Consider the following 19,597-nt stretch of genomic DNA (forward strand, 5'->3'; position numbering starts at 1 on the left):
CATCCGAAGGGTCGTTCATGGAAGCGCCGACGTACAGCTCGAAGCAGGTGGCCGAGATGCTCGGCGTGACTCCGAAGTCCATCCCCTCGGAGCTGCGCAAGGACGCCTACGGCCCGGAAGACGTGTGGGAGCTGCGCACGACGCTCAACAAGTTCCCGCCCACCGCGGGCCTGCGCAAGCAGCTCTTCCTCAACTTCAAGGGCGGCACCGGCAAGACGTCCCTGTCCACGTCGTACGCGTGGCGCCTGGCGGAGCTGGGCTACGCGGTGCTCCTCATCGACCTGGACAGCCAGGGCCACGCCACCAAGTGCCTGGGCTACGAGGGCGAGGACTTCGAGAAGACGCTGCTGGACGTGCTCGTCCGCAAGACGCCGCTCGCGCAGGTGGTGCAGAAGTCCACCCTGCCCAACCTGGACTTCATCCCGTCCAACCTGAGCATGTCCACGGTGGACCTGGCGCTGATGCCCATGGCGGGCCGTGAGTTCAAGCTGCGCAACGCGCTCAAGGACGTGGAGGCGCAGTACGACTTCATCGTCTTCGACGCGCCCCCGTCCTTCGGCCTGCTCAACCTCAACGCGCTGATGGCCGCGAACGACCTCTTCGTTCCGGTGCTCGCGGACTTCCTGTCCTTCCACGGCCTCAAGCTGCTGTTCGAAACGGTGCAGAGCCTGGAGGAGGACCTGAACCACGTGCTGGACCACGTGTTCATCGTGGTGAACTCCTTCAACGCCACCTTCAAGCTGGCGAAGGAGGCGCTGGAGGCGCTCCAGACGCACTACCCCGAGTACCTGCTGCCCACCATCATCCGGCAGTGCACCAAGTTCGCGCAGGCCTCCAGCGAGGGCCGCCCGGTGTTCGTGGCGGACCCCACGTCCAAGGGGGCCAATGACATCCAGGCCATGCTGGACAACGTGCTGCCGCGCCTGGTGGCCGCGCACGCCGCGGCGGTGAAGGCCGGCACCGCGACGAAAGCCGGCTGAGACTTCCCCATGAAGAAAGCCTTCGAACAGAACGTGTCCCGCGCGAAGCCGCGCCTCCGCCTGGGGGCGCTGACGGGTGCCCTCGACCCGTCCGACCCCACGGGGACCGCCGCCGCGCACCCGGAGCCCGCCGCGCCGGAAGCGCCCGCGCCCGTCGCGGAAGGCCCGGACCTGTCCTCCGAGGTGCGCGCCCGCATCGAGCGCCGCGCCGGCCCGCGTCCCACCGCCGCCGAGGCGATGGAGGCCGCGCTGAGCGCACCGCCCAGGCACACCGCGCCGCCCCCGGCCGCGCAGGCCTTGCCCGCGGTGACGGCGCCGTCGTTCTCGCCGGTGTCCCACGCGCTGTCCGCGCTGGTGTCCCCGGAGGCGCGGCGCGAGGAGGAAGCCGCGCCGCCCTCGCCGTGGATGGAGGCGGACTCGCAGGAGACCGCGCCCGGCTGGAACGTGGCGCAGGAGACCGCGCCCGAGGAGTCCGTCTGGGACGCGGACGCCGTGCCGCCGGTGTCGCACCGCGAGGTGGCGGAAGCGGTCGCCGCGTCCGCGTGGAACCTGTCCGCCGCGCACGTCGCGCAGCAGCGGGAGGCCGCGGTCGAGGCCTTCGGGCAGGAGCCCCTGGGCGCCGAGCCGACGCCCACGCACGTGGAGCCGCCCGCGCCGCCCGCCGCGCGCTGGGACGCGCTGACGTCGCGCCCGGAGGCCGCCACGCATGTGGATCCGACGCGCGTGGCGCCCCTGGCCCACTCCGTGACGCACACCGAAGCGCAGCGCGCCGACACGCGGGGCGCGCCGGTGACGTTCGCCTCGCCGCCTCCGGTGATGGCGCAGGCGGAGGCCCCCCGGGGCGCTCCGGCCACCTTCGCGGGCCCGCCGCCCGGAGTACAGTTCGATGGACGGATGGGCGTTCAGGCCCTCCGCATGCCTTCCGAGGCCGAGCCCATGACGACGTACGCTGCCGTCCAGGCCTCCACCGTCACCACCACCGAGACGGTGGCCCGACAGGAAGCCGCGCCCGCCCCCGTCGAGGTGCAGACGCCCGCGCCTCCCCGCGAGGAGCTGGACTCCGAGTCCCGCCGCGAGCGCCTCAAGGCCCGCCTCAAGGCCGTGCGCGAGAACCCGCGCCCGGAGCCGCTGCCCGCCACCGTCGCCGAAGCCGGCCAGCGCGCCGTGGAGCGCATCACCCACCTCCAGGCGGAGCTCACCAAGGTCAAGGCGCTCAACCTCACGCTCACCCAGGACCTCGAGGTCGCCCGCCGTCAGGCGGAGAAGGCCACCGAGGAAGCCCGCCTGCGCATGGACGAGGCCCGCCGCCTGTCCGCGGAGATGGAGGGCCGCGTGAAGCTGCTCGCCGACTTGGAGCGGGAGCTGGCCGCCCTGGAAGGCGAACGCGACGAAGCGCTCCTGTCCCTCCAGGAGTCCCGCCAGGCCCTCCAGGCCGCCGCCAAGGAGCACGAAGCGCTGGAGCAGGTCGTGACCAAGGGCAAGCTGGCCCTCGCCGACAGCCTCGCGGAAGAGGAGCGCCTCGCCGTGGAGCTGGAGGGCGCCAAGGACGAGTCCGCGTCCCTGCGCCGCGCCGTGGAGACGCTCCAGGGCGAGCGCGACGTGCTGGCCCAGCAGGTCGCGTCCCTCACCGCCGAGCGCGCCGAGCTGCTCGAGGCGCGCAAGGCCCTGGAGTCCGTGCACCGCGCCCTGAGCCAGGCCACGGTGCGCTGAAGGTCCCCGCCTACTTCGCGTCCTTCGCCACGCCCGTGGGCTTCTTCCCGGGCCCCACGATGGCGAAGGCCGCGGGCAGGGCAGGGCGCTGGAGCGACGCCACGTCCAGCCGCGTGAGCGGATCCGTCGCCGCCTGCCGCTTCTGGAGCAGGTCCTTGATTTGATTCTGGCGGTCCGTCCTGCTCGGGTGGTTCGCCAGGAGCCCGCCGCCGTCGGCCGTCTGACCCAGCAGCCGTGAGTACTCCCTCGGGTCGTAGCCCGCGGACAGCATCAGCTCCACCGCGAGCGCATCCGCCGCCAGCTCCTCGTCCCTGCGGTTGCCCTTGCCGAAGGCCTCCACGGTGCCTTCGGCCAGGTCCCCCAGCAGCTCCGGGTCCGAGTCCAGGTCCAGCCGGCCGTCCAGCTGGCTCGCGTTCGCCAGCTTCGAGGCGATGAGCGCCGCCGCGCCGCCCAGGCCCGTGGTGACCTGGCACTTGCTCACCTTCACGGCGACGTACTGTCTCAGCGCGTGCTTGAGCACGACGTGGGCAATCTCGTGCGACAGCACGCCCGCGAGCTGAGCCTCGTTCTCCACCCCCTGCAGCAGCCCGCGCGTGACGAACACGTAGCCCGCGGGCGCGGACAGGGCGTTGAAGTGCTGCGCGTCCTTGAGCACGCCGAACGTCCAGCCCAGCTCCGGCCGGGGGGACTGCATCGCCAGGTTGCGCCCCACCGTGTTGACGTAGGTGTTCAGCCCCTCCTCCGCGGCGCCGGACAGCATCAGCCCGCCGCCACGCTGGGCCCAGTGGATGGCCAGCGCGCTGCCCAGCGCGTACTCCTCCTGGATGGCCGGCTCCACCTCCAGCTTGTCGCAGGACCGCACCTTCTCCGCCGTCTCCATGACCCGGTTCACGTCACTGCCCAGGTTCGCCTTCTTCAGCTCCTTCGTCACCTGGGCACAGGACGTGAGGCCCAGGCCCAGGGCCGCCGCCGCGAGGACTCCCATGCGCGAGCGCATCACTTGCCCCCCTTCTTCGCCTGGGGCCCCAGCTTCGTGTTGGGCGCCACCACCGGGAACAGCCCGGCCTGCTTCACGTGCGCGTCGATCTGCACGGGGGTGACCCGCTTCGCCAGTGCCTCCAGCGCCTTGATTTGCGTCACCGCGACCTTGTAGTCGCCGCCCTTCTGGTTGCCGTACTTCTCCGCGCCCGGGCTCAGCGCCTTCACCGCCGCGCCGCTGGACACGAAGGCCGCCGGGTCGATGGTGCGCGTCTTGCCGTCCTTGGCCGTCAGCTCCATGTTGGGCGGCTTCGTGGACAGGTTCGTCTGGAACACGTAGCCGGGCTTGCCGCCGGGCTCCGTCACCTGGTGCCACTGGGCGTTCTTCGGATCCGCGCCCTTCCACGTCACCTGCTGCCCGGGCTGGAGCACCGCCACCACGTCCGCCGTGGGCACCGCGCTCTTGAGCACGCGCGTGTTGCGCGCCTTCACGTAGAGCTTCTCGTCCTTCTTCACCGCCCACGCGGCCGTCACCGGCACGCCCAGCGCCAGCAGCAGGATGCCCCAGGTCCATTGTCTCATCGTCGTGCTCCCCACCCTGATACGCCGTCACTTCTCCAGATTCGCGACGCCATCGAAATTCTCCGGGGGCGACGCCAGATATTCGCGGCAGCGCTCCAGCAGCTTCCCCGTGGGCCCGTCCTCTGGCGACCGCGCGGCCTCCGCCTCCAGCACCGCCGCGGCCTCCGCGAAGCGCGCCTCGCGGTACAGCCCCAGGGCCTCGTGGTAGCGCGCCACCGTGTGCCGGGTGGCCGCGTCCAGCTGCCCCTTGAGCGCCAGCAGCTCATACACCGTGACGGCCTCCGTCTTGCCCGCCACCCGCACCCGGTCCAGCTCGCGCACCTCGATGTGCTCGCGCGCCAGCTCATACGTGCGCGGCCCAATCATGATGACCGACCCGTAGGCCTTGTTCGCGCCCTCCAGGCGCGCGGCCAGGTTCATGCCGTCGCCAATGGCCGTGTAGCTGAAGAGCTGGTCGCTGCCGAAGTTGCCCACGAAGTTCACCGCGCTGTTCACGCCGATGCGCGTGTACACGTCCGGGAACCCCTTCTTGCGGAAGTCCTCGCGCAGCGCCTCCACCGCCGCCTTCGCCGCCAGGGCCCCCCGGCACGCGCGCACGGCGTGGTCCTCCTGGGCCATGGGCGCGCCGAAGAGGCACACCACCGCGTCGCCGATGTACTTGTCCAGGCACCCGCCCTCGCGCAGGAGCGCCCCGCTCACCGCCGTGAGGTACGTGTTGAGGATGCGCACCAGCTGGCGCGGGTCCTCCTTGAAGCGCTCGCTGAAGGTGGAGAAGCCGCGGATGTCGCTGAAGAACGCGGTGATCTCCTTGTTCTCCCCATCCAGGCGCGGCAGCTGCCGCGAGCGGATCATCTGCTCCACCAGCTTCGGCTCCATGAAGCGGTGGAACGCCTGCCGGATGAACTGCGTCTCGCGGTTGGCCACCAGGTGGTTGAACGCCAGCGCGGCCACGCTCGCGCCCACCCCCGCCAGCGCGGGCATCGCCATCAGCACGTGCGTGTGCGACGTCTTGAGGAGCACGCCCGTGAGCACGTGCAGCCCCACCACCAGCACCACCGGCCAGGCCACCTCCAGCGGCGTCCAGCGCGCCGTCATCAGCAGCACCGCGGACACCAGCGCCACGAGGAACGTCAGGCCCAGGTCCACGCCCAGGGGCGCACGGGTGATGAACGTACCCGACAGCAGCGTGTCCACCACCGTGGCCTGCTTCACCAGCCCGGGCTGCGTGGAGGAGAAGGGCGTGGCCTTGATGTCGTTGAGGCCCACCGCCGTGCCTCCGATGACGACGACCCTTCCTTTGAAGGTGGCCTCGCCCAGGTCCACCTTCTTGCCCTGGCTGCGGCGGACCCAGTCGTTCAGCACGTCCACCAGGGACACCAGCTTGAAGCGCTCCTGTAACGGGCCGCCGTAGTCCAGCGCGGTGCCGTCCTCGTCATCGTCCACGCGCCATGTGCGCTCGCCCAGGCGGAGGGTGCGGCCGGAGAGCGTGACCTGCTTCGCGCCCAGCAGGTCCGCCATCATGCGCACCGGCAGCGTCACGTAGGTGTTGATGCCGTCCGTGTACGCGAAGCGCGTGCGGCGCATGGAGCCGTCCCCATCCGCCTCCATGTCCACCAGCCCGAACCCGTTCACCGCGCCCACCAGCGCGGGCGTCGGCGGCACCGGGTAGCGGGGAGTCCTTGACCCGTCCTGGAGCCTGGGCAGCGCCTTCCCCTCCGTCCGGCTCGCGGGGAAGGCGAGTGCCCTTGCCAGGGCCTCGGGCGTCAGCACGGGCGTGGCCGGGGCTGGGGCGTCCTCGAACTCCTCGGGGAAGGTGTCTCCCGGCGGCTCGGGCGTGGGCGCGGCTTCCGGCGCGGTCAGCGGTACCGGGGCCTGGAAGTCCGCGCGGGCCAGGGGCTTCGCGGAGCCGCTGCTCACCATGCCCACGTAGAAGGGGAGGCCCGTCTCACGCAGCACCTGCGCGAAGCCCAGGTCGGCGGACTCGTCGGACGCCCGCTCGTCCATCACCGCGTCGAACAGCACGGCCCGGGCACCCGCGGCCTTCAGTTCCTGCGCGATGCGCGCCCACAGCGTGCGCGTGTACGGCCAGTTGCCGAAGTTGACCTGAAACTGTGCATCCTGGCTGATGGCGTCGATGGAGTGCTGGTCGATGGCCACCACGACCACCTGCTCGGACGGTCCCCGGCCGCCAGTGAACCGGACCAGGGCCTCGTCGTAGGCGATGTGCTCCGGCACCTCGAGGGACCCCGTCAGCTCGCAGGCCAACGCGATGAGCGTGGCCACCAGCGCGATTCCCAGCATCGGGAGCCGGTGATGGCGCCAGCGCTCCTGGAGCAACTTCCACGTCTCACCCGCCACGGACCCTCCCCACGAGGCCGACGGGCGAAACGCTACTCCGGAAGGTGGCCGCCCAGCACGCGCAAGGCCTGACGGTATTGGACCTTCATCCAGGAGCAGCCGGAGAGGCCCGCGAAGCAGGGGACCCGGCGAGCCGTCGCAGCCCCTCGCGTCCGCCAACCGGCGCCTGCCCGTCTGTTGCCGATGGAGGGGGGCCACCGGACCTTCACGCACAGGGGGACCCGAGGCGGTGGTGTTCACCGCCCGCGTTTCAATGCCTGTCCCTGCCCAGAAGGAGTCACCCCGTGGCTTTGGACCTCTTCAAAGAAAAAGGCACTCCCGTCGAGCGCCAGTCCTTCACCTGGAAGGACCTGGTCCGGCGGCCCTACAGCAAGCTGGATGACGACGCCTTCACCCGGACGCGCGTCATCCTGATGAACGGCATTGAAGCGGACGCGCTGCGCATGAAGCACATCTTCGCGCGCCGCAGCCGGGACCTGCGCCCGCACCTGGCGCTGGTGCGCCGCGCGGAGCAGCACCAGCAGACGCTGGTCAACTGGCTCACCCCGCCGGACCAGAAGGTCATCGAGACCACCCTGGGCTTCGAGCAGCTGGCCATCGAGGTGACGGCCAGCGTGGCCATCCACGAGCCGGACCCCTATCTGGCGCAGACGTACCGGTTCGGGATGCTGGAGGACTTCGACCACCTGTACCGCTACTCCGCGCTCTATGACCGGCTGGAGGGGCAGGACCCCAACAACATCACCCAGTCCTATACGGACATCATCCCGGGCCGCCCCACCGTCGTGGAGCACCGCCATCCGCTGGATGACCTGCGCCGCCCGTACGACGCGAAGACGGCGGCCCCGCTGTCCAAGCTGCACGCGCTGACCATCACCGCGTCCGAGTTCCAGACGCACGACTACTACATGACCGTGGGCCCCACGTTCACGGACCCCGTCGCGCGCCAGCTCTACGCGGAGATCGCCTCCATCGAGGAGCAGCACGTCACCCAGTACGGTTCGCTCATCGACCCGGACGAGTCCATGCTGGAGCAGTGGATGCTCCACGAGGCCATGGAGGTCTACAACTACTACTCGTGCCTCGCGTACGAGTCGAACCCGCGCATCAAGGAGGTGTGGCAGCGCTTCGTGGACTACGAGCTGGGCCACCTGCACTACGTGATGGAGCTGTTCAAGAACCTGGACCGCCGCGACCCCGCGGAGGTGCTGCCCCGCGAGCTGCCGGAGCCCATCGCGTTCAAGGAGCACCGTGAGTTCGTGCGCAAGGTCCTCTCGCAGGAGGTGGACATGCGCTCCGACGGCACCGAGTACGTGGACAAGTCGCAGCTGCCGCCGGACCACCGCACGCTCATGTACCAGGCCCAGATGAACTCGGAAGGGTCGCCCTCGGAGACGGCGGCGGCTGGATACAAATGGAGGCCCGGCACGGAGCTCGCCGCGAAGGCGGAGCGCATGGGCTCGGTGCTGGAGGGGAGGAGGCTGCAATGAGCAAGGACACCATCGCCGACGTGGGAATGAACCGCACCGGCATCAAGACGTCACCCGTGGACAGCAAGGACATCATCGCGGAGGCGGAGCGCGCGCAGCCCAGCAGCCTGGGCGACGCGCAGGCCATCGCGGACGTGCGCAAGCAGTACATGCGCGAGTCCGGTGACGGCCTGGGCCGCGTGCCGCCGCCCTCGAGCTTGAAGGGCATGGCCAAGACCGCGGTGGACATGATGAAGGGCAGCAAGCCCACCGTGTTCATCGACAAGCTGGGGGAACGGCTCGCCTTCGAGCGCTCCGGCGTCCGGCTCTATGAGGGCGCGCTCTCCAAGCTGGATGTCTTCGGCAGCTGGGAGGGGGGCCCGTCGCGGGAGCTGCTGACGAAGATCATGGACGACGAGCTGGGCCACTTCGCCCTGCTGGTGGAGGCCATGGAGAAGATGGGCGCGGACCCCACGGCGATGACGCCGTCCGCGGACCTCACGTCGGTCATCTCCATGGGCGTGCCCGCGGCCATCTCCGACGCGCGCACCAACCTGCGTCAGGCCGTGCAGGCGCTGCTGGTGGCGGAGCTCACCGACAACGCGAGCTGGGAGCTGCTCATCGACCTGGCGCGCGGCCTGGGCCATGACTCGCTGGCGGACCGCTTCCAGCTGGCGCTGGACGCGGAGGCCGAGCACCTGGTGCTGGTGAAGGGCTGGCTCGCGGCGGGGCTGGCCACGGAGGCCCGCGCCCCCATGGACTCCGCGACCGTCCCCGCGCAGCCCTGAGGGCGGCCGGGCAGGCGGACGGACGTGGCAAGCCGTTGTGCGAGGACACAGCTTGTGGCTTCGCACAACGGCTTCATCACGTCTGGAGGAACGACATGCAGCTCAGCGAGCTGGGTGGCTCCGAGGGTCTGGAACACAACGCCACGCTCAACCGGGAGTCCATGGTGGCGCTGGGCGCCTTCGGTGCCCTCACCGCGGGCGCGGTCTTCCTCAACGCGCGCAGCACGCGCGAGGCCGTCCAGCAGGGCTGGTACAAGCGCCTGAAGAAGCCGCCCTATCAGCCGCCCCGTCAGGCCTTCGCGCCGGTGTGGACGGCGCTCTATGGCCTCATCGCCGTCTCCGGCTGGCGCATCTGGGGCTCACCGGCGGGCGCGCGGCGCTCGCGCGCGCTGGGCCTGTGGTTCGTGCAGTTGGGGCTCAACGCCGCGTGGTCGCACCTGTTCTTCCGCAAGCGCCAGCTGAAGGCCGCGGCGGTGGAGAACTGGGCGCTCCTGGGCAGCATCGCGGCGTATACCGCCGCCGCCAGCAGCGTGGACCGCAAGGCGCCGTGGTTCATGGCGCCGTACCTGGGCTGGGTGTCCTTCGCCAACGTGCTGTCGACGGACATCGCCCGGCGCAACGCCTGAGCGCCGGGCGTTTCCACCTCCTCCTCTCGCGCTAGTGGCGCAGGCGCGAGGGGGGGACCGCGTTGTTGAAGGACAGCACGGCCGCGAAGTAGCGCGCCTGGTTCTCCGAGGTGCAGCGCACCTCTTGAATCCGCCCACCGACCTTCACCCGGACAATCCAACCGTCGTTGTCGCGGCTGACAGGGGACTCGCTCTTCGTCGTCATGTTTTCCATGGGTGTCTCTCCCTCCCGTGCACCCACCTTGAGCAGGGGGCGTGCCAGGGCTGGAAAGCGTGGGATTCCAGCCCTTTGCATCGGGCATCCGTCGGGGGCGGAGAGGCGGGGCTGAAGTTCTTTCAGCGGGTGCGCGCCCGGGGCTTCAGTGGAGGTGGCGATCAGGCCAGGCGAGCGGGAGGGCAGGCCGCGCGGCGGAGAGTGTTGGCAGCGCGACGTAGAAGGTGGACCCCCGGCCCGCTTCACTCTCCACCCAGATGCGGCCGCCGTGGCGCTCCACGATGTCGCGGCTGATGTAGAGGCCCAGGCCCAGCCCGCCGTAGGAGCGGGTGGAGGCGTTGCGCGCGCGGAAGTAGCGGTCGAAGAGCTGCTGCTGCTGGTCCTCCGGGATGCCGATGCCCGGGTCCGTCACGGACAGCACCGCGACGTCCTCGCTCAGGGACAGGCGCACGCGGATGGTGCCGCCGTCCGGGCTGTACTTGAGCGCGTTCTCCAGCAGGTTGGAGACCACCTGCTCCAGCCGGTACGCGTCGCCCTGGACGGAGATGGGCTCCGGGGGCGTCTCGAAGTCGAAGACGTGGTTGCCCTTCTGGCCCTCCATGCTGGCGAGCGTGTGCTCCACGAGCAGGTCGAAGCGGGTGGCCTCCGGGTGCAGGGCCAGCCGGCCGGCCTCGATGCGGGAGGCGTCCAGCAGGTCGTTGATGAGGCCGGTGAGGCGCGTGAGCTGGTGGCGCGCGTGGCGCAGCACGCTGGGGTCCAGGTTCTCGCCGCGCTCCAGGCGGCGCTCCAGCGTGGCCAGGCGCAGGCTCAGGGGCGTGAGCGGCGTCTTCAATTCGTGCGAGGCGATGGAGAGGAAGTCGTCGCGCACGCGGATGGCCTCCTGGGCCTCGCGGTACAGGTGCGCGCGCTCCTCCTCCGCGCGCTTGCGCTCGGTGATGTCCTCCACGAGGACGCCCACGCCCAGCACGCGGCCGTCGGGCGTGCGCACCGGATAGAAGTTTCCCCGGAAGTTGCGCCGGGGGCCGGGGATGCGCAGGTCCTCGTCGGAGGTGGACTCCTTGTTCACCAGGGGCTCGCCGGTGCGCAGCACGTGCCGGGGCCCCTGCTCGGCGATGGCGCCCGCCTCCCCGAGCAGCTCCGGCAGCGTGTGGCCGGTGTGGGCCTCCGCCGGGACGCCGTTGAGGCGCGCGAGCGTCTCGTTGACGCGCACGTAGCGCAGGTTCGTGTCCAGGAAGCCGATGCCCACCGGCGCGCCGCGGAAGAGCAGGTCCATCTGGGCCAGGTTCTCCTCGCGCTCGGCCTCCACGCGGCGGCGCTCGGTGACGTCCTCCACGATGCCGACGCCGCCCTCCACGGTGCCGTCCTCGGCGTAGCAGGGGGCGAAGCGGATGCGCACGGGCGTCACCTTGCCGGTGGTGCGCGCGCGGTAGTCGCCTTCGTAGTCGCAGCTGTGGCCGCCCAGCGACTCGCGCACGCAGGCGATGATGTTCTCGTCGCTCAGCGTGAAGAGGTGCAGGCCCACCAGGTTGCGCTTCGACGTGCCGATGATGTGGGCGAAGCGCTCGTTGCACGCGGTGATGATGGGCGCGCGGTCGAAGTGGAAGATGCCCAGGGGGGCGTTCTCCACGACCAGCCGGTAGAGCCGGTCCGCCGTCTCCTCGTGGTGCACGGCCAGGTCGGGAGTGCCGGGGACGTGCTCCACCGGCTCCTCCAGCGAGTCGATGACCTCGTGCAGCCGGCGCATCGTGAGGACGATGCGCTCCTGCGCGTCCACGCCGGTGGCGCCCACCGTCAGCTCCACCTGCAGCTCCACCCCGTCGCGCCGCCGGGCGAAGACGCGCGTGGGCCGCCCTCCGAGCACCTTCCGCCGCGACAGCAGGTAGCGGGGCAGGGAGAGGCCCTGGAAATGGTGCAGGCGGGGCGGGAAGAGGTCGGTGACGGGCCTGCCCAGGAGCTGTTCCCGGTCCCAGCCCAGCAGCCGCTCCGTCGCCGCGTTGATGTGCAGGATTCGCTCGTCGGCGCCGCACGCGATGACGGGATCCACCGCGGCGTCCAAGATGGCTTCCAGCTCCCGTGCGGCTCCTCCGGCCATGCCTCGCTCCTGGTGGGGCCCGGCCCGCGTGTGGCGCGTGAGGCCGGCCCTGGCCGGGACATGGGGGCTCCCCGGCGTTGACGGGCGCGCGCCTTGGCGCCCGTGCGCGTTCCCTTTGACTACAAGTACACACTGCGAGCCTGAACGGCGCGGCGAAGCCGGAAACCCGGACGCCGTCAGTACCCCTGGAGGGTGAGCGGGCGGGCGGGTAGAGCAGGGGCATGCGTGAACCCCGGACCGTCGCCCTGCTGCTCGCCGTGTCGCTGCTGGGAGGGGCCTGCGCGGGCACCCGTGGTGCTCCCGTGCCGCCGGAGGCCTCCGCCCCGCTCGTGTACCGGAGCGAGGCGGTGGGCGCTCCCAGGCCCGAGGCGCTGCTCGTGGCCCTGCACTTCTCCGGGTCCACGCCCGCGTTCTGGGACGAGCACGTCCAGTCGCTGGGCCTCCCCGTGCGCACGCTGCTGCCCCAGGGCCCGAGGCCCCGCCGCGACGGCTTCACGTGGTTCCAGGCCGACCACGAGGCGAAGACGCAGCAGGGGAAGACGGAGGACGTGGAGCGCATGGCCGAGCGGCTCGCGGAGTTGATCCGCGAGGTCCGGGCGGCGCACCCGGAGCTCCGCCGCGTCGTGGTGACGGGGTTCTCCTACGGGGGCGACCTCGCCTGGATGCTGGCCCTCCGGCACCCGGAGCTGGTGGACGCGGCGGTGCCCATGGGGACGCGGCTGCTGGGAGACCCCGCGGGGGCGCTGCCCGCGTCGCACCGGGTCTGGGTGCTCCAGGGCGAGCACGACGCCATCATCCCCGTCCAGCACACGCGCGAGCGGGTCGCGGACTTGAAGGGCCGGGGCGTCCCCATCGACCTGCGCACCTACCCGGACCTGGGCCACGACCTGTCGCCCGCGCTGCTCGAGGACTGGCGCACGTTCCTGCGCCAGTCGCTGCGGGGGCCCGTGGACTGAAGCCCGCCGCGTCAGAGCGCTTCAGGCCGCGCGGAGCCTCGCCTGCGCATCGGGGCGCTTCGGCCGGATGCGTGGATCAGCGCCTGCGCTTGGGCGGTGGCGTGCGGCCGCGCTTGGAAGCGGGCTTCTTTCGCGGAGGCTTTCCGGCCGTGGCGGCGGGCTGCGCGTTCAGCGTGAGCGTCTCCAGCTTCTCGCGCAGGGTGCGCGTCTCCTGCTTGAGCGCGTCCAGTTCCTCGCGCAGCGACGCGACCTCGCGGGCCTGGGGGGCGCCCTCGCGCAGGGCTCGCACGGCCTCGCGGGCGTAGCGCCGGGTGCGCGGGTCGCTGAAGGTCGTGCCCTCCAGCGCGGGCAGCAGGCGCCGGTCGCCCAGCGTGGAGGCCGCGTCGCAGACGGCCAGCTGCACGCGGAACTGCGGGTCGCGCAGCAACTGGGCGAACAGGTCCACCGCCTCGCGCTTGCGGTTCGCCACCTCCGCCAGCTTCGCCACGGCGCTCACGGCCGCGCGGCGCAGGAACGGGGGCTGCCCGTACGCGGTGCGCGCCACGGCCACCGGGAACGCCGCCGCGTCCTGCGTCTCCGCGAGCCCATCCATCGCGCCCGCGCCGATGACGTCCTGGAACGACGGCCGCGCGGCGACGGCCTCCAGCAGGGGCAGCGCATCCGGCGCGCGCACGCGGCCCAGGCCCCGCGCGGCCTCCGCCTCCACGAAGTAGCTGGCGTCCCCGGCCTTCAGCAGCGCGCGCAGGCGCGTGGCCACCTCCACGTCGTGGCGGAACTCCCCCAGCGCGGCGACGACGGCGCGGCGCACGCGCGGGTGCTCGGTGACGGCCGCGTCCAGCAGCAGCGCGCGGGCCTCCGGCGTGCGGATGCGGCCCAGCGCCTTCGCGCACGCGGCGCGGGTGGCCCAGAACAGGCCCGCGTCCTTGAGCGCGCGGCCCAGCGCCTCCACCGACCGCAAGCCCCCGTCCTTGCCCAGCGCGTGCGCGGCCTCCGTGCGCGCGCGGGCCTCCGGCGCCTTCGCCAGCTCCTCGCGCCACAGCCCCACGGCCTTGTCCACGTCCAGCGTGCCCAGCACGTCGCGGCGCGGATCCACGCGCACCTGCGTGGGCGCGGCGGGGCAGGGCAAGTGGAAGCGGTGCTCCGCGTCCGTGAGCTCCAGCCGGTGGCGCGAGTCCTCGCCGTTCACGGTGACGGCCACCTCCAGCGGGAGGCGGAACACGGGCGTGCCCGAGTCCGTGCGCTGCGTCTGGCGCACGCTGATGCGCAGGCGCGCGTCGTCCGCCTCGTAGCGGACCTCCACCTTCAGCTCCGGATGGCCGGGGGAGAGGACGTACTGGTCGAAGACGGGGTCCAGGTTGTGGCCGGTGGCCTCCTCGAAGGCGCGCGCCAGGTCCACCGTCTCCACCACGCCGTGGCGGTGGGACGCGACGTAGTGGCGCAGGGCGCGCACGAAGAGGTCATCCCCCACGCGGCGGCGCAGCTCGTGGAGCACCAGCCCGCCCTTCTCGTAGAGGTGGCGGTCGAACAGGTCCATGGGCGCCTGGAACTTCCGGGCGACGATGGGGCGCGCGTAGCGCTCGCGCGTCTCCGTCAGGTACGACTCCAGGTCGAGCGCGCGGTGGTGGTCGGCCTCGTCCTGATTGTCCCCGCGCTCCTTCCAGAGCACCTCGAAGTAGGTGGCGAAGCCCTCGTTGAGCCAGCCGTGGGGCCAGTCGCGGCAGGTGAGCAGGTCGCCGAACCACTGGTGCGCCAGCTCGTGGGAGATGAGCGGTTCGGCGGTGTAGTCCAGGTGGGCCCGCGCGTCGTGCAGCACCGTGTCCACCAGCGTGGTGGCGGTGGTGTGCTCCATGCCGCCCAGGATGAACTCCGTGACGAACACCTGCGCGTAGCCGCTCCACGGGTAGGGCTCGCCGGTGAGGGACTCGTACGCGGCAATCATCTGGGGCGTGCGCGCCACGCACCGGAGCGCGTCCTCGCGGCGGCCCTTGGGGAACAGGTAGCGCAGCGGCGTGGTGCCGGCGGTGTCGGTGGCCTCGTCGAACTCGCCCACCACCAGCGTGACCAGGTAGGGCGCGTGCGGCTGCGCCATGCGGTGGTGCTGGGTGCGGCGCTCGCCGGTGGTGACGTCGCTGACGAGCACACCGTTGGACAGCGACGTCATGTTCGCCGGGAAGGTGGCGAGGACCTCCGACGTGGCCTTCTGCGCGGGCGTGTCCAGGCAGGGGAACCAGCACCGCGCGTCGATGTCCTGCCCCTGCGTCCACGCCTGGAGCGGACGGTCGGGGTAGCCCGCGTCGGGGCCCCAGAAGTAGAGGCCGCGGCGGGGACGGGCGCGGTAGGTGAGCGCGATGTCGCACGCCTGGCCCGCCTCCAGCGCGTGCGGCAATTCCACGCGCACGTGGGCGCCGGAGTTGGAGAAGGCGGCGGAGCGGCCGTCCACGCGCGCGCCGGTGACGTCCAGGTCCACGGCGTCGAAGGTGACGGTGGACACCGTGCGCACGGCGCTCACGCGGGTGGTGCAGGTGCCGGCCAGGGTGCGCTGGGCGAAGTCCAGGTCCAGCTCGATGCGCACGTGCTCGGCGCGCACGGGGCGGGGCGCGGCGTAGTGCTCGGTGGCGCCGGGGAGGCTGAACGGATGCGGGTCGGAGGACCCGGCGGCGGCGGGGGCGTGGCGGTGGCAGCAGCGCATAGAGGGGGGTGACTCTTTCGCAAGCCCGCCCCCGGGTCGAGCCGCTTTGAACCGCGCCTTGTCGGAAATCCAGGAATTGGACGGGAGGCGGGCGGTGCGGCGGTGGTTGAGAAACGGCGGGGGCTTCCCCAGGATGGGAGGACCGTGCAGGCCGTTCTCTACTTCTCCGACAAGCAGGTGCGCGAGAAGCTCTTCGCGTTCGTGGACGCGGCACAGGGGCTGATGCTGGTGGCGGGGGTGCGCCACGGTGCGGCGATGACGCGTCCGCCGCAAGCGCGTGAGCCCTTCGCGGCGCTGGAGGACGTCTTCGGGCACGTGCTGTCGCAGGTCATCGTGGCGGACGAGGGCACGACGGCGGGCATGTGGCGCGACCCCTTGGGGGACCTGGGCGACCGGCTCTACCCGGACGACAGGAAGCGCGCCTACGCGGCGGCCACGGGCTACGTGCTGCTGGAGGGCGGCCGGCCGCGCGCGGTGGTGCGCAAGCATGCCAGCCCCACGGAGGACCTGTGGTTCCTCCAGGAGGCCCTGAGCCGCCTCTCCCCGGCCATCCCCGCGCCGGACCCGGCGAAGCGCCCCGGCCACCGCCGTCCGGAGCCCGCGCCAAAGGCCCCGCCGCGCTACGAGGCCGCGAGCGACGGTGGAGCGGCGGACGAAGCCTCGGACTCGTGGCGCCGCGCACGCGACGGCTCATCGAGGACACGCAACGAGGCCTCCTCGCGTGGTGGCGCCGGAAGCGGGGGCGCCCGTGGTGGCTCCACGTGGGCCCGGGCGCAGCAGTCCGACGAAGCCACGCCCCCGCGCGGCCAGCGCGCCGTCGCGGCCGAGCCCGAGGCGAAGGACCCGTGGGCGGTGCTGGGCATCGAGCGGGGCACGCCCAGGGACGAGGCGCGCAAGGCGTTCCGCACGCTCATCGCGCAGTACCACCCGGACAAGGTGGCCCACCTGGCGCCGGAGTTCCACGCGCTCGCCGAGCGCCGGACGCGCGAGATCCTGGATGCGTGGGAGGCGCTGGAGCGCGACGGGGACTGAGTAGGTGGCCAGAAGTTGATGAACAAGCCCTGCGGCCTGAAGGTTCTCAGCGAAGACGCGCGCCTTGCGAAGCGCAGCGGTGAGTCGCGACGGTGTGCATGCGCGGGCGTCACGGCGGGTCCACGGACAGAGGCGCGCTGGCGGGGAGCGCTTTCGCCAAACCTGTCCGACAGTCGGACAGGTTCGCGCTGCATGGGGCCCGGGGCCGCACCGGCACGGGAGGACATGAGGACGGTGTGCCCCCGCGTCCATGTCAGACCCTTCTGGTTGGATGGAGGCGTACTGGGCGAGGAGGATGGCGGTGATGGTGCGGGTGGGGCTCGTGGCGTACGTGGAGGAGCAACTCGAGCGAGAGATTTCGCTCGGGAGGCTGCCGAGGAATGGCCAGATTGGCTCGGAGCAGGTGCTGGCGCGTCGCTATGGGGTGAGCCGAGGCACCGTGCGCGAAGCGCTGCGGCGGCTGGCGGCGCGAGGCCTGGTGGTGCAGCGTCCCGGCCGGGTGACGCGTGCGGTGGCGCTGGATGAGTCGCTGACGCTGGAGAACCTGGGCCTGGCGCTGCATGACGCTCGCTCCGAGGAATGCCGGCGGCTGCTGGAGGGCTTCTTCAGCCTCAAGCGGCAGGTGTTGGTGGAACTGCTGGCGGACTGCTGCGCCAGTGCCTCCGAGCGGGACGTGAGCCTGCTGGAGGACACCTGCTACAGGCTCTCGGACGCGGCGCACTGGAACCCCGGGGCACGGTGCGCGCAGTTGGAATTCGAGTTGCTGCGGCTGGCGGCCCAGGCGGCGTCACGTCCAGGGCACCTGCTCCTCATTCAGTCCCTGCAACGGGCCCTGAGAGGCAACGCGGCCCGGCTGCTGTCCTTCATGGGCGGCGAATCCCTGCGCCAGTGGGCCCTGTGCGCGATGCACGCCCTGAGCGAGCGCGACGCGCAGGCACTTCAGCACCAGCTGCCTACGCTGATGAAGGCGTGCGATGAGGGCGTGCTCAACCGCTTCGCACCAGCCCCTCAGGAGACTGGGGCTCCCGAGGCCCAGTGCGCCCAGGAGGGCCTCCTCGAAGCCCCCGCGTCAGTCACTGCGCAAGACGACGCTTTTGAGACACACCCTTCCGTGGAGGAGCACGGCCTCGGCGCCCCCACGTCAGCCACCGAGGCGTTCGGAACTTCCCCCTGCGCGCCCAATAAGGGGGGCGTTGGGTGGGCGTGCCGGGCGCGACCTTGGGAAGACTCATCCGACTGTCGGACGGACTGCATCACGCCACCCAGGCCCCCAGGCCCAGGGGACTGCGCGCCTCCGGAAGCTCCGTTGCTCGCTCACCAGGGCGACCTGCTTCGTGTGCAGCCACGGCCCTTCGCTTCTTCCATCGTCCATGAAGACCCGCACGTCGCCCCTCTGAAAGAGCACTCCTGTGCCGACTGCCCCCGACGTATCCGCTTGAGCCGTGCCTCCGCCCCGGATGAGGCAACGAACTCCTGAGGGCCTATCTAAGTAGGGAGCCACCAGTTCCGAGACGAATGCAGGGGCCTTGCCCGTTCCCCCGCTTCGCCTCGGATCCGTTCAGGAACATTTGGCGACCTACTTAGTGCACTGTGCGGCGCGGCTTCTTTCTCGTGGGGCGCTTCAGCCGGGCCTCCAGGTAGTCCTTCAGCACCACGGCGTTGTTGTGCTCGGTGTCGCGGGCACCGTAGAGCAGAGTGACGCGGCCCTGGCGCGCGGCCTCGAGCAGCGGCTCCCACGCGTCGTGGTGCGCGTCCAGCTCGCGGGTGTACCGGCGCCGGAACTCGTCCCAGCGCGCCACGTCGTGGGCGAACCACCGCCGCAGCTCCGTGCTGGGGCCCACCTCGCGAGGCCAGCCGTCCAGGTGGAGGTCCGCCTTCTTGAGCCCCCGAGGCCACAGCCGGTCCACCAGGAAGCGGATCCCCGCCCGAGGGTCCGGGCCGTGCTCGTCATAGACACGCTGGAGTCGAATCATCGTCGCGAGCCCCCGAAGGGACATGCTGCCCACGCGAGGCGCGCGCGGGGAGCACCCGGCGGGGATGCGGCGGCCGGGCGCCCTGCTCAGGTCAACAGCACCGGCGCTGGCGCCTCCAGCCGGAAGCGCGCGATGAGGGGCACGTGGTCGGACAGGCCGTGGAAGCGGCTGGTCAGGTCTCCGAAGGGCCGCGTCTCGTCCGCGTCCAGCCAGCTCACGCCGCCACCGGAGAACAGGTGGTCCAGGTGCATGCGCATGTGCATGAAGCCCGCGGTGGGGAACGCGCGGGACCGGGCCGGGTCTATCTGCCCCACCGCCGCCTGCGCGCACGTCAGGTGCGCATCCCCCGTGAGGTAGCGGTACACCGGCGATGACGGCGGCGAGTTGAAGTCCCCGCACACCACGAACGGCTCCTCCTTCGCGTGCAGCCCGATGAAGCCCGTGAGCTTCTTCGCCTCGTGCAGCTGGTTCACGCCGCAGCCCATCTTGTCGCGCGTGGCCCAGAACTCGCGGGCGAACGGCGTGGGCAGGCTCAGGTGCGTGTTGAAGATGTGGAACGCGCGCTGGTCCGCGCGGCGGATGACGCGCATGTGCGCGCAGATGCGGCTCTGCTTGCGCTCCTTGAGCCCCTGCACGTGGTGGTGCGTGATGTGCTCCGGCGCCTCCACGTTGTGCCGGTCCACCTGGAGCGTGCGCGTGTTGACGAGCATCGCCAGCCCCGTGGTGTAGAGCGACACCTCCCTCAGCTTGTAGTGGTGCGCGCGGAAGTAGAACGCCTCGTAGGGCATCTCCCTCCCCTGGAGGGCGAACGTCTCCTCCACGCGCGCCATGAAGGCCTCCAGCTGCGTCTCACCCGGGCGGACCTGCCGGTGGGCGATGTTGCTGCGCAGCGACGAGGTCTCCACCTCCTGCAGGCACACGATGTCCGGCAGCGGCTCCAACGTGGCCAGCGCGGCGGCCACCCGGCGCTTGGGCCCCACGGTGCTCGCGAGCCCCCGCAGCATGTGCCCGAAGTAGCGGACGTTGTACGTGACGATGCGTAGCGCTGACGGCTCCATTGCGGCTCGCCACCTCCCAGGGCCTCGCGGCGAAAAATGGGAAGCCCCGGGACGAACGTCCAGGCCTCCCCCCTCTCTCTTCACGATGGGAT

At 71.4% G+C, this 19,597-nt stretch carries 16 protein-coding genes; 8 read left to right on the forward strand and 8 right to left on the reverse strand.

What is annotated here, in order from left to right; translation table 11 throughout:
* Positions 1 to 17: 17 nt before the first annotated feature.
* The gene (locus tag NR792_RS30055; RefSeq protein WP_375756135.1) at positions 18 to 980 is read left to right on the forward strand and encodes a ParA family protein; all 963 of its coding nucleotides are present in this window, start codon (positions 18 to 20) and stop codon (positions 978 to 980) included.
* A 9-nt stretch (positions 981 to 989) separates the two neighbouring features.
* Complete coding sequence (locus tag NR792_RS30060) at positions 990 to 2,690, forward strand: hypothetical protein (RefSeq protein ID WP_375756136.1); 1,701 nt, start codon at positions 990 to 992, stop codon at positions 2,688 to 2,690.
* A gap of 10 nt (positions 2,691 to 2,700) precedes the next feature.
* Here the strand turns inward: NR792_RS30060 and NR792_RS30065 are convergent, their stop codons facing one another.
* Genes NR792_RS30065 through NR792_RS30075 form a run of 3 tightly spaced genes read right to left on the reverse strand, consistent with a single transcriptional unit; the run spans position 2,701 to position 6,608 of the window.
* Positions 2,701 to 3,687 carry a M48 family metalloprotease gene (locus NR792_RS30065; protein ID WP_375756137.1) on the reverse strand — a complete coding sequence of 329 codons (987 nt, stop codon included), beginning with the start codon at positions 3,685 to 3,687 and terminating at the stop codon, positions 2,701 to 2,703.
* The gene (locus NR792_RS30070; RefSeq protein ID WP_375756138.1) at positions 3,687 to 4,250 is read right to left on the reverse strand and encodes an SH3 domain-containing protein; all 564 of its coding nucleotides are present in this window, start codon (positions 4,248 to 4,250) and stop codon (positions 3,687 to 3,689) included. Before NR792_RS30070 ends, NR792_RS30065 begins: the two co-directional genes overlap by 1 nt.
* A 27-nt stretch (positions 4,251 to 4,277) precedes the next feature.
* Positions 4,278 to 6,608 (reverse strand): CHASE2 domain-containing protein, encoded by a 2,331-nt coding sequence (locus NR792_RS30075; protein WP_375756139.1) that lies wholly within the window; start codon positions 6,606 to 6,608, stop codon positions 4,278 to 4,280.
* A gap of 284 nt (positions 6,609 to 6,892) precedes the next feature.
* On the opposite strand from NR792_RS30075, the gene NR792_RS30080 reads away from it, so the two are divergent.
* The 3 genes from NR792_RS30080 to NR792_RS30090 all read left to right on the forward strand — a co-directional run bounded on the left by NR792_RS30080 (position 6,893) and on the right by NR792_RS30090 (position 9,491).
* Positions 6,893 to 8,098, forward strand: a complete 1,206-nt coding sequence (locus NR792_RS30080; protein ID WP_375756140.1) for a hypothetical protein — start codon at positions 6,893 to 6,895, stop codon at positions 8,096 to 8,098.
* A complete protein-coding gene (locus NR792_RS30085; RefSeq protein ID WP_375756141.1) occupies positions 8,095 to 8,865 on the forward strand; it encodes a ferritin-like domain-containing protein in 771 nt (256 codons plus the stop codon). Before NR792_RS30080 ends, NR792_RS30085 begins: the two co-directional genes overlap by 4 nt.
* Positions 8,866 to 8,960: 95 nt before the next feature.
* A complete protein-coding gene (locus NR792_RS30090; protein WP_375756142.1) occupies positions 8,961 to 9,491 on the forward strand; it encodes a TspO/MBR family protein in 531 nt (176 codons plus the stop codon).
* 31 nt (positions 9,492 to 9,522) lie between these two features.
* Here NR792_RS30090 and NR792_RS30095 read toward each other — a convergent pair whose 3' ends face one another.
* Together NR792_RS30095 and NR792_RS30100 are read right to left on the reverse strand one after the other, a co-directional pair.
* A complete protein-coding gene (locus NR792_RS30095; RefSeq protein WP_375756143.1) occupies positions 9,523 to 9,705 on the reverse strand; it encodes a hypothetical protein in 183 nt (60 codons plus the stop codon).
* Positions 9,706 to 9,850: 145 nt separating this feature from the next.
* On the reverse strand, positions 9,851 to 11,797 hold the full coding sequence (locus tag NR792_RS30100) for a PAS domain-containing protein (RefSeq protein ID WP_375756144.1): 1,947 nt from the start codon (positions 11,795 to 11,797) through the stop codon (positions 9,851 to 9,853).
* 221 nt (positions 11,798 to 12,018) lie between these two features.
* On the opposite strand from NR792_RS30100, the gene NR792_RS30105 reads away from it, so the two are divergent.
* Positions 12,019 to 12,753, forward strand: a complete 735-nt coding sequence (locus tag NR792_RS30105) for an alpha/beta hydrolase (RefSeq protein WP_375756145.1) — start codon at positions 12,019 to 12,021, stop codon at positions 12,751 to 12,753.
* 76 nt (positions 12,754 to 12,829) lie between these two features.
* Here the strand turns inward: NR792_RS30105 and NR792_RS30110 are convergent, their stop codons facing one another.
* Positions 12,830 to 15,442, reverse strand: a complete 2,613-nt coding sequence (locus NR792_RS30110; protein WP_375756146.1) for a M1 family aminopeptidase — start codon at positions 15,440 to 15,442, stop codon at positions 12,830 to 12,832.
* A 144-nt stretch (positions 15,443 to 15,586) separates the two neighbouring features.
* Here NR792_RS30110 and NR792_RS30115 point away from each other — a divergent pair, with 144 nt between their 5' ends.
* On the forward strand, positions 15,587 to 16,474 hold the full coding sequence (locus tag NR792_RS30115) for a DnaJ domain-containing protein (protein WP_375756147.1): 888 nt from the start codon (positions 15,587 to 15,589) through the stop codon (positions 16,472 to 16,474).
* A 250-nt stretch (positions 16,475 to 16,724) separates the two neighbouring features.
* A complete protein-coding gene (locus NR792_RS30120) occupies positions 16,725 to 17,951 on the forward strand; it encodes a FadR/GntR family transcriptional regulator (RefSeq protein WP_375756148.1) in 1,227 nt (408 codons plus the stop codon).
* A 103-nt stretch (positions 17,952 to 18,054) separates the two neighbouring features.
* Here NR792_RS30120 and NR792_RS30125 read toward each other — a convergent pair whose 3' ends face one another.
* Both NR792_RS30125 and NR792_RS30130 read right to left on the reverse strand, forming a co-directional pair.
* Positions 18,055 to 18,447, reverse strand: a complete 393-nt coding sequence (locus NR792_RS30125; protein ID WP_375756149.1) for a DUF488 domain-containing protein — start codon at positions 18,445 to 18,447, stop codon at positions 18,055 to 18,057.
* A gap of 86 nt (positions 18,448 to 18,533) precedes the next feature.
* Entirely contained in the window at positions 18,534 to 19,505 is a 972-nt protein-coding gene (locus tag NR792_RS30130) for an endonuclease/exonuclease/phosphatase family protein (RefSeq protein ID WP_375756150.1), read from the reverse strand.
* Between the last annotated feature and the right edge of the window lie 92 nt (positions 19,506 to 19,597).

Origin of the sequence: Corallococcus exercitus (genome assembly GCF_042231735.1) — a bacterium.
Taxonomy (GTDB): Bacteria; Myxococcota; Myxococcia; order Myxococcales; family Myxococcaceae; genus Corallococcus; species Corallococcus exercitus_B.